Origin of the sequence: Maribacter orientalis (genome assembly GCF_900109345.1) — a bacterium.
Lineage (GTDB): Bacteria > Bacteroidota > Bacteroidia > Flavobacteriales > Flavobacteriaceae > Maribacter > Maribacter orientalis.
Map to the genome: position 1 here is coordinate 1 of NZ_FNZN01000013.1, position 15,974 is coordinate 15,974.

Genomic DNA, 15,974 nt, shown 5'->3' on the forward strand with positions numbered 1-15,974 from the left:
CCATCATTGTTCGTGAACGTATATGTTCCATCTGGATTTGCTGTGATATCCGATTTGGATATGGTAACACTTGCCCCGGCCTCGTTGACCAAAGTAACGTTACCGTCATTGTTATCCACTATCGAAGTTATCGTCTCTTGGATGGATACCGTGGTACCGTCCTCTTTTTCATAAACCCCTATTTCATTTCCAGTGGTCGATGTGCCCGTAATATCGGTAATCGTTTCATTGATATCTGAAATTGTGCCATCGGCCTCGGTCAAGGTCGCGATCCTATTACCTGCAACAAGGTTGCTGATCACCAAGCCATTAGTATCAATAGTTACATCGCTACCATCATTGTTGGTAAATGTATAGGTTCCATCTGGATTCGCTGTGATATCCGATTTGGATATGGTAACACTTGCCCCGGCCTCATTGACCAAAGTGACATTACCGTCATTGTTATCCACTATCGAAGTAATGGTCTCATTAATCGTTACCAAGTCTCCATTTTCATTTTCATAAACACCAATAGCGTTTCCTGTGGGCGAAACCCCAGATAGCGTAGTTTGGGTTTCTATTGGTAGGGTTACACTTGATGTTCCTCCATTTTCCAATGTTAAGACTAACTCGCCAGTAGCAACATCAAAGGTAAAACCCTGTAATTGCTGACTATCTGTAGATGTCAACTCCCAAGTTGTTCCATCCCAGAAATATATTGTTCCTGTATCTGTATTTACATATAGATCTCCCAAATCGGCGCCTGCCGGAGTTGCAACACCTGGTGCAGTAACATCTGTTCCTTGTAGAACTTCACAATTACATTGATCTTCCAATGTTACTGTGGTTTGTGCTATAGAAATGCCTGACAACAGTAAAGCAAATAATACCATCAAGCATTTAATGGATTTACCTAGGGTTGTAGTAGTTTGACTCTTCATACTTTTAATATTCAATTCCACCTTCAAAAATTCGTTGGTCATATAGGTTTTTCTAATTGTGGTTTCCAGATAGTTCCAGTTATTTTTCAACAACACGGATCACTGGTAAACACAATACACAAATATTGATTATAAGTAGTGCTCCTTAAAATAAATGTTGTGTAGAGAGATATTTACACAGTATACGTAGATAAACATGAGGTTAAGGTTTCTTAAAATGAGAGAGAATTATATTTACGCTTTATCGAACAGACATTGATTTTAATGCACTTGTAAGAGTCCATTCATAAAAAACATAATTAAAAAAACACTAAAAATAGAGCTAGAAAAAGCATAAATAAAAATTCAAAAAAGGAAGTCTTATTTGCTCATTTTTAAACCAATTCTGAAAAATTTGTAAGGCTTGTTAATCGTTAAAACACGAAATGTAAATCTATATAATAGAATAAAAAATTAGTAACCTTACTTATTCTTTACACGATAAGTTATTCTTTTATTGGTAATCACAGTGCCTACCAAGGTTGTCAAAATAACTTCATTTGATACTACTGGAGTACATGATACACCCCCAGAATTAGACACTATCACTCTAAAAATATAGCCATTTTTATCTACATTTGGCTTAATAGCTCTCAATACTGTTGACTGGGTTCCAGAATATTCAGAACCATCTGTTAAATTATTGAAACTGACACCACCATTAGTGCTCAACTGCCATTGATAGGTATCTGTGTTATTGGCGGTGACAGAAAAAATACCATCATTTCCCACTATAACACTTTGATCAGTTGGTTGCCCTGTAATATCAACCGTATTAACGTTTATTGTTTGGGTTACATCAGTACTGTTACCACTATCATCTGTAATTCTATATGTTCTTGTAATTATTTCAGGATTAGTACCACCATCGCTTACATCACTTATAAAAGTTACCGTTGGATTTACTGTACAATTATCAGCCTCATCAGTTACAACCGTTATATCTGTAGCTGGTATATCACTCGTACAGTAAACTGTAATTGGGCTTGGATTGCTAGCTGTGGGCGCTACATTATCTATAGTAATAGTAGTTACATCTGTAATGTTTAGTGAAGGGTCACCTGATGTACCCCCATATTCTATTACATAGCCTTGTGGTTGATAGTAACCACCTCCGCCTGCATTTGGTAAATCGTTCCATGATCCATTCGGATTGATATTAGGATGAGTAATATGTGCATAATCTTCACCACCAGAATCATTAGGTTCTCCGGCATTCCAAAAAGCATAGGTAATCTCTGTTCCTGCAGCTGCTCCATTCCAAAAAAGGGTACCTGCCTCTGGTCCTGTCACCCATCTCCACTCACCCTCTAAGGCTGTATCAGTTGCTCCGATCCAACCAGTACCAATTGCTTGTGTTCCAGAAAAATCTGCCTCGTCTTGTGAGGTCAAAGTTGCTAAGTAACCTTGAAGACCATAATATGTGCTTGCATTGGCAGCTGCATTGGCAGCCGTCCATGTAATTCCCAAATTCGAAACATATTCATAATAGTGGCCTGTACTAGGCAAATAATTTGGTACACCAACAGTAATGGAAAATTGCCTTGTACCGGTAGGCACCCCAGAACTTGAGTATTCTACGGCCAAAACTGCAGTTTCAAATTCTGTATAAGTTGCGGGTCCAGAGAGTGTTATTTTACCTTGTGTAGCATCCCATGTAGAAGTAATATTAGGGTGTGTACCAGTAAGCGTCAAAAGATCTTCTCCATTGGCATAACCATTGGAAATTTGTATATAAACAGCATTGGCCGTTGTGTCGTCTGAATCGCTAATACTGATAGTCTCTGCGACAGAAATTGAGTCACCAGAGCAAAATATTTGATCTCCCGTCGCTGTTAAGACTGGAGGTTCATCTCCAACCGGTGCACTTGTACATGTACCATGCAATATAGAAAAGGGTATATTCTGTTTTGCTATTGATGGACCTTGATATTGAACTGATAGGTTCGAACCTCCTCCATTTTCAAAAAATAGAATCTCTATATTATGAAAACCAGTTGTTAAGGTGACGGTTCCTTGTCTTTGCCGTGATCCATGGTTACCATCATTATCCACTATCTCTACTCCATCTATAAATAATTTTGACCCATCATCGGAGGTTGTATAAAAAGTATATGATCCAGCTGTTGTAATATCTATTTTACCCGTATACCGAATTGAAAAACTATCTGTATCACCTGGATCTTCTTGGTTTTGTAATGCATTAACATCAAAGCTAGAAAATTGACCTGTATTTAATGCTCCTGTGGTTGGTATATTATCTACTGATGCACCAGTCGGTACCAAATCATAAAATTCAAAATCTAATTTACCGGGACATTCAGATAGGGTTCCCTCAACCAATACATCGTCTATATAGTAATATTCATTATTTGCCGTATTATAAAACCTTACCCTAATTTCCAGTGTTGAACCGGTTGCAGGCAATGTAATATTATAATTAGGTTGAAGAGGGTCTGAAGGATTGGAATCACCTGAAGCATTTTCAAATTCGGTCCATGCAGCTGCACCATCAATTCTATACTCTCCTATGAAATAGTCCGTTCCTTGTTCAAATTGGCTAGTATCTCCTTGGGTAGCTACATTTAGTCTAAAAGTAACTCCTGTATAATTACTAATATCAATTGTATTTGTACTCCAAATACCTTGTGTTCCTAAATTTGTTGCCTCAATTCTATTGCCTTGAACCCAAACCTTACCCGTAATTGTGGTTGTCCAGTTTGCAGGAGATGCACCAGTACCCGCTCCGTTTTCGGTGCCATTAACATACGTAAAATCTTCAGACCAAATAGTTGTTTGGGCGAATGATCCAATACTATAAATAAAAAAAACAATTAGAATTGCATTACCTATTAAACCATTGCTCATCAATGACCTGCCTACATGACTTAAATATCTATCATTCTGATTCACAACTTCTTAAAAAATATTTATTTTACAATTATAATGATGAATCATCAAAAATTTGTGATTATCGTTGTATAAGCTAACATTCTTGCGGTCAACAACCTTTTAACTGAATAATCAATAAAATTATAGCGCATTTTTATTCTTTTCACCAATGGCTTTACGTAAACCTCCATTGTAGTCTAAATTAAACTAGAATTATAGCTAATTTGTTTTAACTCTATAGGTAATTCGCCTATTTGTAATTACGGTATAAGTAGTTATTACAACTTTTGGTGAAAATTCTGAGGTGGAATTAGCCCTTGTACCGGTTGTAGTCACTAAATCGCCTAAAGCCGTACCTGGCGGTAAAGGAAAGGTGAATTTGTATTTATTGGTAGTATCAGTATTACCATCATCATCTAAATATGAAGAAGTAGAGCCATCTTGATCACTAGCACTACCTTCTACAGCAGTTCCTATATACACCTGCCCTTCACCATAATCTTGTGTTAGGCCTAACTGGTTGTCTCCCACAGATGCAGTACCTTCATTAATATCGGTAAAAAACACTTCTACAGTTGTACCGGGTGCTGTCCAACCTGTGACAACCATAGTATTACCTACTATATATACTCCTCCAATAACAGGAAAATTCTCTAACCCATTAGGACCCGAATCTCCATCTGCCGTGTCATTCAAAGTAACACCATCATTATTCAAATCAATACCCAAAGCATCACCATCTGTTCCATTTGCATAAATTGAATTCTGACTGATTCTATTTGCCGTACCACCAACAATACTTATACCTGAACCACCATTCAAATAAATTTTATTACCAGTGATCTCAGAACCATCTCCTGCCAGCTTAATAGCCATTTGTTGTGGACTACCCGTACAATTCCCTCCATCCTGACCTGATGTGGTCAATGAGTTCTCTGAAATGATAATATTACCCGTACTTGCTTCACCATCAATTGCAGTAGAAGCTGAAGTTTCTATTAAATTTTGTGAAATTTGAATTCCTGAACCTCCAGTAATCAAAATTGCGTCATCACAGGCCGCATTACCATTATTAGCGAAGTGATTGTTTTGAATTATATTCGAGGTGCCAGAGTCTATTAATATGGCATAATCACCTGTATTTGCAATAAAATTACTATCGGCTTCGACTGACCCGCCTAAATTTTCGATACCAATATCCAAAGCATTGGACGTAACGCCTTTAGCATCTACACCAATTAAATTTTGGAAAATTGAAAGTGACCCATTATCTACCCTAATACCCGCATTGGAGTTCGCATATATTGAAAGGTTACGAATAGCTACATTGTTACCTGCTGTTTTAAATACATCACCAGTGTTTTTATATACCTGAATTTCTGGCCTATTGTAGTCTGGTAAAGTAAATACAGAAACCCCTACATTGGCACCACCAGCACCCACAGTTCCAGAATTTGTATCCCCCGAATATGCAGTCTGGGTAAGACCATCTATTACCGTATTATCATCTGTGATTACTGACATAGTATTGGCATTTGAATATGAAATATCAAAGTAACCATTTACAAAATTTGCATCTGCTGTTCTACCGTACGTATCACTTGTAGGTGGTATCATGAAGATCGATATATCCTCACCTGGATTTGGGTCGAAAAGGCCATTGGCCTCAACATCCAGACCAACTTCATCTAAATTGTTAGAATTTAGAACAAACTGCTCCAAAGAACCTTGGCCATTCTCGTTGGTATTTACTATTGTATTAAAATTAAATCCAAAATTAATACCGGTTACACCATTACTAGCTACCGATACTTCAGATATTGACTGTGCATTTGTTAAAATTCCTAATGCAGCATCTAAATTTGCTGCAGGGTTTGCACCACCAACCTCGGTCGTAACTTCATTAATTGTAGTTGCGTCACCAAAACTTCTGAATGTTTGCACAGGAAAACAACTACTGCAATTCAATCCACCTCCTCTGTTTGAACTAACAGTTGAATTCACAACTTTTATCAAGTAATCGCCATCCTCCATACCGGCAAATGAATATTTACCATTTATATCAGTGTTTTTCCTCTCTCGGAATGTACCGTTGCTATCAAATAACTCTACAATCGCGCCAAATATTCCAACCCCATTAGATGTAACTTCATTTCTTCCTACGCCACCTGGATAATTAATATCTTCAAATACAGTACCCGTTATCAAATTAGATGGTACTTTCATTACTACTGCCATATTAATCACATAATCTTGGCCAACATTCACTGTCGCAGTAATTTGAGAATCTCCAGGGGAAATAAATGTTGATATATCATAGGTGTCCAAATCTACTCCAAAAACATTTGTTTGATTATAGTTCGTTGGAGTTGTTGTATTGTCAAAAATGGTTCCGTTATATGCATTATTTCCTGTTTGCCCACCATCACCGGCTAATGTAAAAATTGTATTGGCTTGGTTGGTAATCGTTAAACTTTCTGGATTTGCGCCACTTGACCCTAATGTATCATCACCTTCCCATGACAGAAATGTTGCCTTTGCACCTGACCCTGCAATTGCAAAAAATGCGTCAAGTGTAAATGGAGTACCCGGTGAATTATTCTGGAGACCATCAAAACCTTGGTAAATATTTATATTCACAGCAGGTAAAGAAGGCTCTTCATAATAAATAATTAGTGACCAACCACCCAGAACAGTTGCAGTGCTACAGAAGTTATTCGAGGTATCAATACTTAAGCCGGAAAAATCAAAGTTATTTGTATTAATATTGGGAATACCACTCACTAAACCAGTTACATCACTTACATAACCATAAAAATTTAAATTTGTTCCACTTGCATTAAACGTTGTTTGATATACCGCATTAGCATTTATTGTTTGACCCTCAAATGTCACTTGCTCATCTGTAACATAACTTGAATGTGCCCAATATAAATAAGCTGCACTTATTGTACCCGTAGCAGGAATATCTGAAACCAGCTGATTCGTAGAGGTCGCTTGAATGGCACATGGATTTCCACCATTGCTTTGAGTGCGCAAACTACCACCCGTAGACACGTAGTCATATTTACCATCAAATTGTTTGATTAATGTTAAAGGTACGTTTGCCAAAATTTGCGAATTGATCGTAGCTGTTCCTGTATCCTCAATGTTTACCTGTGCATTTGGGGCATTAACACTAGTAAACTCCACAAAGAAATTCTCGTCTAATTCTGGTATTCCATCGTTTGTTATAGGTACAGAAATTGTTCTTTGATTACCTATAGCTCCATTAAAAGTCAATGTACCCGAAGTTGTGGTATAATCACTACCTGATAAAGCAGTTCCATTAGTTGTAGTGTAATTTACAGTAAATTGAGTATTTACAAATCCTAATAAAAATACATTTGTACCATGTCTTGCACGTGTAGAGGTTACAGTAAATACTGCCGTACCAGCATCTTCATCAACTGAAATATCATCGATAACAAGCCGTGGTCCTTCTTGAGAACATTTAATATCTGCTTGAAAACCAGAGCCATTTACACTACCATCTGAAGTAAATCTAAACGTTAAACAACCCGTACCACCAGCAGATGCTGCAATAGTGGTCGGTATATTATTATTATCATATTGACCGATTAAGGTCGATCCTGTAGAACTACCATCATAGATGTACAAAAAATCGAAACCCGCCTCAATGTCGAAACTTGTAAAATCTACCGTCACATAATCAGTACCGGGTTCTGGGCACAAAGTATGTACTATACTCTCATTGTTCCCGTAATTACCTAATCCACCCGAGTCTAAAAATACTTTACCACATTCATTGGTTGTTGCCCCATCTGTAATACTAATGGAATCATTATCTGTAATAGTTCCTAAAGCGGTATCTGAAATACTCGTACTACTATTTGAAGAGCTTATCATTACAATTCTAAATGTTTCAGGATTTTCAAGATCTATATCATCAAGAATTGGAACCGTAATGGTTTCTGTATCCCCAATAGCACCATTAAAGGTCATTGTTCCGGTAGTGGCACCGTAGTCTGACCCTGAGGATGCTGTTAAATCTTGTGTCTCATAGTTTACTGTATATGATCCAGCAGTGGCAGTCCCACCTGCTGTAGCAGTAAATGTTGCCGTCCCAGCTCCTTCATTTACAGTAACATCACCAATACTTATATTAGGACCAAAATTGGCCGTAAATTGTACATTATCAATCTCAATCCTATCACTATTTCCCCATCTGTTGTCTGTTCCTTCAAATCTAATTTCGGAGGATGTCGAAATTTGATTTGCTGTCAGGTTATATGAAATACTATTATTTGTGTCACTATTTATAGTTGCAATGGTCTGAAATGAATTTGAGCCAGTATCATATAACTGTACCCGTAAACTTTCACCCCCTCTAGAAATTGCATAATAATCCAAAGTAAGGGTTACCGATGAGGCTCCATTCAGGTTTAATGTTCTTCTTATATTTTGACCATCCAAATTTTCAAAAACAAGTCTACCTCCTGAAATACTAATTCTTCCATTACTTGGGTTATTGTCTTCACTATCATCCCAAATCGCAGAAAAGTTTTGAGTTCCGTTATTGTTGGAATATGAGGTATTATTGAAATTATCAAAATAGGTCTGTTGTCCATTAATAAAGGATGAACAAACGACGATAAACAAAAAACTAAATATGTATTTTAAATTCATAAGTTTTAAACCAAAGATTTTTGCGTTAGATCATAATGATGCAAATAGCATAAATCATTAGCTAAAATAATCATAGAGTCGAGTTAGCCCTAAAAATTGTTGTGAAGTAGAGTTATTACTAAGTGAATTCGTATAAAATTGCTGTTTACCGCAAATATATTTACAAATAAATAGGCCCTTTACAATGGTGTTTCATCGATAAAGGTCTAAAAAACATAAGGGTTTCAGCGCGTTAAAAATGTAATTTCAAGGTAAAGAATAAGTGATATAACATCATATAAAACGAAAAAAAGCAACCAATTATATAGTTGCTTTTTTAAATTTCAATTATCAGATTATTCTAGTATAATAAACTCTGATCTTCTATTTACATCGTGTTTTTCAGCACTACATTTTACAATGTCTGAACATTCATTCAAAAGTTTAGTTTCACCGAAACCTTCACTTACAAGTCTATCTGCTGAAATACCTTTTTTAATCATATAATTAATAGTAGACTCTGCCCTTTTTTGTGACAACGAAAGATTGTAAGCAGCAGGTCCTCTGCTATCTGTATGTGAATTGACCTTTAATTTAAGACTAGGATATTTCTCCATAGCAGCTATTACTTTTTCAATTTCGACCTCTGAATCTTTTCTAATATTATACTTATTGAAATCAAAATAAATTGTACTTAATTGTAACAATTTTGCCAAATCATCGCCAAAACCTGCTGTTATTTGGTCTCTCTCAAGGTAAAAATCAATAATTTTCGGTTTACCATCAGAAACCCCTATGTATTCTTCAAACGGGATATAACCCTCCATTAAAGCCCTAACAAAATTACCTTTATTGCAATCTAATTCTAAACTATAGTTACCGTCAGAATCTGTAATTGTTGAGAAAAGTTCATCGTTATTTTCATTAATAACCTTTATTGTTGCCCCTACCAAAACTTCATTTGTAATTTTATCCCTAACTGTACCCGTTACTTTTTGAATACAATCAAATTCTAGAGATCTGGTCTCGGTGAAGCTATAAATATCATCGTACCCTAAACCTCCTTCTCTATTTGAGGCTACATAACCTGTTCTTGATTCTTCATTAAAAATGAACGTAAAATCATCGCTATTACTATTGACCGGTTGGCCAACATTTAATATTTTACCTGTAAAATCTTGCCTCTTGATTTTGGTTGCAAAGACATCTAAGCCACCTAAGCCGGGATGACCATCTGAAGAAAAATACAAAATCTCCTCATTTGTTATATAAGGGAATGTTTCACGTGCTTCTGTATTAATATTAGGTCCTAAGTTTTCTGGTTGCCCAAATGTACCATCGTCGTTTATAGATACCATAAACAAATCTGAGGCACCAACCGTACCAGGCATATCTGAAACAAAGTACAATGTCTTCTCATCTGGACTCAATGCTGGATTCGCAACAGAATAAGAATCGTTATTGAAAGGAAGTTCTTCAACTTCACCCCATACACCCTCATCATTTAATTTTGCCCGTAATATTTTTAACCTAACAATTCCTTTTTCGTCTTTTACCGTTCTCTTCTTTTCAGAATTATTTCGCGTAAAATATAAAGTTTGACCATCTTTGGTAACTACTGATGTTGACTCATGAAATCGAGTATTTACATTTTCACCTAATTTCTTAACGCTATTTAAAGAAGAGCTATCTGCATTTACCTCATATAGATCTAAAAAATCTTTGGCATTCCAAGTATGTCGATATTTTGCAAAATTACCAGTATCCCGATCCGAAGAAAATATTAATCCTTCTTTAAAGAATGAAGGTGCAAAATCTGAGTATGGTGAGTTATATTCGAAAGTTCCAAAATTATATCTATCTGAATTTTCCTTAATTTCTTTCATAAAATCACGCTCCTCAGTGAAGGCGTTTGCACGTCCATCGCCTTTCGTAATTTCTTTGAATTTCGTCATTATTGAACTCGAAGTATCATAATCTCCCAAAGTTTTCAATGTCTGGGCATATTTAAAATAATCTTCAGCAGAAACTTCTTCTGTATATTCCGCTACCAATTTCTTATATGTATCAGCAGCATCTTTATAATCTGCATTATAATAATAAGAATTTCCTAATTTTCTTAGTAAGTCTGCAGACACATAACCCTTATCTAATACTTTTTTATAAATATCAATTGCTGGACTAAATGAATATGCTTCAAATTTCTCATTTCCCTTCTCAATTAACCGTTCTTGAGCATAGGTTAAACCATGAATTAAAAATAAGATTACTAAAATAAACTTTACGCTATGTTTCATATATACGTTTGCCAATTAGAAAAAACGAGGTGATACCAATCTTTGAAAAGATTTAACCAATTCATATCTCAAGAGTACCTCAAATGACCCATCGTTAAATTGTGTTCCTCCTAAATCTGTAGTTTCTCTATCATAAGCTAGACCTATCATGAACTGATCCGAAATTTGAAAACCTGCCATTGCACTAACTGCAGCATCCCATCGGTAAGCAGCGCCGAATGTAAATCTATCATTAAACATAAAATTTGCTGACATATCTACCTGTAAAGGTGCGCCACCAACTACTTTAGTTAGCAATGCTGGTTTAAATTTCAAATTACCATTTAAATCAAATACATAACCAGTTATTAAATAAAAGTTGATTCGTTCTTTTGATAAGAATTGAACGCTCCCAGCTTGCTGCTGAGAATTGTCAAAATGTTCTGTTTGTAAAAGATTTGGAGCAGAAAGACCGGCATAAAACCGTTCTGCATGATAATATAAACCAACTCCCACATTTGGTGAGAATCTATTTTCAATATTATCTGAACTTACTGGTTCAGCATCAAAATTACGCAACTTTGTAAAATCTAGATTTAATAAATTACCCCCAGCCTTTAAACCAAATGATAATTTACCTTCAGCAGATACATCAATGGTATAAGAAATAATTGCATCAAAATAAGTTTCTTGCACAACTCCATCACCAATTTGGTCATTCACTATAGAAACACCATAACCTAATTTGCTATTTCTTATTGGAGATTGAATGTTCAACGTTTGTGTTTTGGGGGCACCTTCTAAACCAACCCATTGTGATCTATACAACGCCGCAATACTTAATTGACCTCTGGACCCTGCATAAGCTGGGTTAACAGTCATTGTATTAAACATGTACTGGGTATATTGCGCATCTTGCTGTGCAACTACGGTTCCACAAATAAGCAATAAAACGCCTAATAGAATTAAAACCTTATTTCTAATATTCATATTTTATAAACTATTATCTACTAATATAAAGGTATTCACTATCTACTATTTTCTCACCTTCTATAGTGGTGTAGTCAAATATATAGAAATATATTCCAGCGGGTAGATAATCATCAACTCCCAAAGTCGACCTACCTCTTGACCTACCGTCAAATACATTGTTTTGATTATTATAATTTTCGCCTTCATAAACAGCAACTCCCCATCTGTTGAAGATTTTTAAAGTACTCCTTTGAATTTTGTCTACGCCTCTTATAAATAAGAATTCATTTCTACCATCACCATTTGGTGTAACCATCTGATTGACTTCAATAACAAATTCATCTGGAGGCGTTATAGGATTATCATTAGTTACAGTTATATCAACTGTTGCCGTATCGCAGTTGCCCAAGGTATCACAGACCGTGTAATCGAAACTATCGTTTCCTTCGAAGCCGTCGTTCGGAGTGTACGTAACCGTATCATCGAAAATATCGTCGGGTGTCCCACCGTCATTAATCGCTACAGTTCCGCTCGATGGTTCTGTCAGTGTCAACGTACCATCGCTCGGGATGCCAAAATCATTATCCAAAATAGCGATATCGATCGGTGTATCTATCGGTGTGGTTACAACATCATCTACAACATCCAAGGCAACTGGCTCACCTACCGTAATGGTAATGGTTGCCGTATCGCAATTGCCCATTGTATCACAGACCGTGTAATCGAAACTTTCTGTTCCTTCGAAGCCGTCGTTCGGAGTGTACGTAACCGTATCATCGGAAATATCGTCGGGTGTTCCACCATCATTAATCGTTACAATTCCGTTAGATGGTTCTGTCAATGTCAACGTACCATCGCTCGGGATTCCAAAATCATTATCCAAAATAGCTACATCTATTGGTGTATCTATCTGTGTGGTGACAACATCATCTATAACATCCAACGCAACTGGCTCCCCTACCGTAATGGTAATGGTTGCCGTATCGCAATTATCCATTGAATCGCATACCGTATAATCGATACTATCGATTCCTTCAAAGACGTCATTCGGAGTATAGGTAACCGTATCGTCGGAAATATCGTCCGGTGTTCCACCATCATTAATCGCTGCAGTTCCGTTCGATGGTTCGGTCAATATCAACGTACCATCGCTCGGGATGCCAAAATCATTATCCAAAATAGCGATATCGATCGGTGTATCTATCGGTGTGGTAACAACATCATTTATAACATCCAAAGCAACTGGCTCACCTACCGTAATGGTAATGGTTGCCGTATCGCAATTATCCATTGAATCACATACCGTGTAATCGATACTGTCGCTTCCTTCGAAGCCGTCATTCGGAGTATAGGTAACCGAATCGTCGGAAATATCGTCAGGTGTTCCACTATCATTAATCGTTACAATTCCGTTAGATGGTTCTGTCAATGTCAACGTACCATCGCTCGGGATTCCAAAATCATTATCTAAAATAGCTACATCTATTGGTGTATCTATCTGTGTGGTGACAACATCATCTATAACATCCAACGCAACTGGCTCCCCTACCGTAATGGTAATGGTTGCCGTATCACAATTACCTAGTGAATCGCAAACCGTATAATCGATACTATCGATTCCTTCAAAGACGTCATTCGGAGTATAGGTAACCGTATCGTCGGAAATATCGTCAGGTGTTCCACCATCATTAATCGCTATAATTCCGTTAGATGGTTCTGTCAATGTCAACGTCCCATCGCTCGGGATGCCAAAATCATTATCCAAAATAGCGATATCGATCGGTGTATCTACCGGTGTGGTAACAACATCATCTACAACATCCAAGGCAACTGGCTCCCCTACCGTAATGGTAATGGTTGCCGTATCGCAATTGCCCATTGTATCACAGACCGTGTAATCGAAACTTTCTGTTCCTTCGAAGCCGTCGTTCGGAGTATAGGTAACCGTGTCGTCGGAAATATCGTCGGGTGTTCCACCGTTATTAATCGCTATAGTTCCGTTCGATGGTTCTGTCAATATCAACGTACCATCGCTCGGGATGCCAAAATCATTATCCAAAATAGCGATATCGATTGGTGTATTTATAAGTGTCGTTACTACATCGTCTATAACATCTAAATCTTCCATATTACCATTGTCTGGATCAAGATAGTCTGGGGTTCCATCATTATCCGTGTCGTCATTGGTAGGGTCGCCATCATTGTTGGCATCCTCGTCAGGAGTATCGATTCCGTCGCCGTCATCGTCAAGATCCCTATAGTTAACATCCTCCGTACCATCGGTATCAGGTAGGTCGTTCGCTGGGTCGTCGATCTCATCGTTTACATCGAAGCCGTCGTTAACATTTGAACCTTCGTAACCATCGTCCAGGCCATCGCCGTCAGAATCGATACCGGTATATGTTTGGTCCGGAATACCGTCGAAATTAAAATCGTTGCCTTCGTTATTATCAGGAACCGAATCGTTGTCACTGTCATCATCAAGGTTATCGACATTGTCGGTGCCATCGGTGTTCACAGGTACAAGTCCTGTTGGGTATGCACTGTTGACACCATCATTGGAAGCATACGTCGCCGCATCATCTACGTTCGGAGCAATATAACCCGAAGTGGTCTGTGCCTCTACGTTATCCGGAATTCCATCGTTGTCGCTGTCGATATCAAGATGGTTCGGTTTACCGTCATTGTCCGAATCCAATGGATCGGTCAATGGGTCATTATCACCATCAATATTCGGATCTTCTACTGTGTCCAAAATACCATCATTATCATCATCAAGGTCGGTACTGTCAGGTACTCCATCTCCATCCGTATCGGGACCTAGAGTATTATCTACATCAAGATAGTCAGGAGTACTATCATTATCCGTGTCGTCATTGGTAGGGTCGCCATCATTGTTGGCATCCTCGTCAGGAGTATCGATTCCGTCACCGTCATCATCAAGGTCACGGTAATTTACATCTCCTGTACCATCGGTGTCGGGTAGATCGTTCGCAGGGTCGTCGATCTCGTCGTTTACGTCGAATCCATCATTAACATCGGAACCTTCGTAACCATCGTCCAGGCCATCGCCGTCAGAATCGATACCGGTATATGTTTGGTCCGGAATACCGTCATAGTTAAAATCGTTGCCCTCGTTACTATCAAGCACAAGATCATCATCGCTATCAAAATCTTGATAATCCGGCTTATTAGGTGGTGGCGTGCCATCAGTATTAACAGGAGTTAACCCTCCGATATAGGCACTATTTACACCATGGTTTGTGATATATGTTGCAGAACTATCTTGATTAGGTGGCACATAGCCCGCAGTAGTCTGGGCTTCAACATTGTCAGGTATACCATCATTATCCGTATCAATATCAAGATGATTAGGTTTTCCGTCACCATCCCTATCGTTTACTGCTACACCTTCACCACTTCCAGGAGAACTTTCATAAATATCATCTAAACCATTACCATCAGAATCTATTCCTGATTTTGGTTTATAGGTATGGAAATTTTGTCCTTCCAAATTATCTAAAATACCATCATTATCCGAATCTAAATCTAAGTAATCTGGTACGCCATCACAATCTGTATCTGTAGGATTAGTTGTATGGTTATGATCGCCATCTAAATTCCTATCCTCTTTAGAATCTAGTATTCCATCACCATCATCATCAATATCAACTGAATCCCAAACCCCATCGCCATCTGTATCAATAGTATACAAACTCGACAAATCAGATTCTAAATTGTTAATACTAGAAAAGGAAAACGTTAATAAAAGTGTTGCCAAAAGAACATAGCCCTTCAACGAAAAAAAATAACGTAAAGTAAAAGTAATTTTACCCATAAGTGTTTAGTGTTTTACTAATCACCATGGCACGGTAGTATAAGGTTCCTTTAAGAAAGTGGGGCTGTCTTAATAAAATCTATGCTAAGATATATTATAAACTATTCAACTCAAATTGTTTTTCGTTCAACCATCAAATTCATAAGATGATTAACTTAAATATTGGTTCAATTACCAAAAAAATGGCGAAATTCATGTTATATGTACGTTCATATTGAATTAAAAGACTATTCAAAAAAATATATTTATTAGTAAAATTTTAAAACCAATCTAAAAAAGCAATGTGTCATTCTGATAAAATAAAACGATGTATTTTGGATTTTCATTAATTAAACTTAAAGGCTAAGAATCCAATTTATCTTACTT

At 37.2% G+C, this 15,974-nt stretch carries 6 protein-coding genes; all 6 read right to left on the minus strand.

The features are described from left to right. Nucleotides 1-965, minus strand: a 965-nt coding sequence (locus BMY56_RS17450; RefSeq protein WP_143057844.1) for a hypothetical protein, incomplete at its 3' end; no start/stop codon positions are given. Nucleotides 966-1,385: 420 nt separating this feature from the next. Next, on the minus strand, nucleotides 1,386-3,875 hold the full coding sequence (locus BMY56_RS17455; RefSeq protein WP_177170995.1) for a PA14 domain-containing protein: 2,490 nt from the start codon (nucleotides 3,873-3,875) through the stop codon (nucleotides 1,386-1,388). 198 nt (nucleotides 3,876-4,073) lie between these two features. Further along, entirely contained in the window at nucleotides 4,074-8,543 is a 4,470-nt protein-coding gene (locus BMY56_RS17460; RefSeq protein ID WP_091627294.1) for a beta strand repeat-containing protein, read from the minus strand. A gap of 335 nt (nucleotides 8,544-8,878) precedes the next feature. After that, the gene (locus tag BMY56_RS17465; RefSeq protein WP_091627295.1) at nucleotides 8,879-10,819 is read right to left on the minus strand and encodes an OmpA family protein; all 1,941 of its coding nucleotides are present in this window, start codon (nucleotides 10,817-10,819) and stop codon (nucleotides 8,879-8,881) included. Nucleotides 10,820-10,834: 15 nt separating this feature from the next. Next, a complete protein-coding gene (locus tag BMY56_RS17470) occupies nucleotides 10,835-11,788 on the minus strand; it encodes a PorP/SprF family type IX secretion system membrane protein (RefSeq protein ID WP_091627298.1) in 954 nt (317 codons plus the stop codon). Between the two features lie 13 nt (nucleotides 11,789-11,801). Then, nucleotides 11,802-15,608, minus strand: a complete 3,807-nt coding sequence (locus BMY56_RS17475) for an Ig-like domain-containing protein (protein WP_091627301.1) — start codon at nucleotides 15,606-15,608, stop codon at nucleotides 11,802-11,804. Nucleotides 15,609-15,974: the final 366 nt, after the last annotated feature.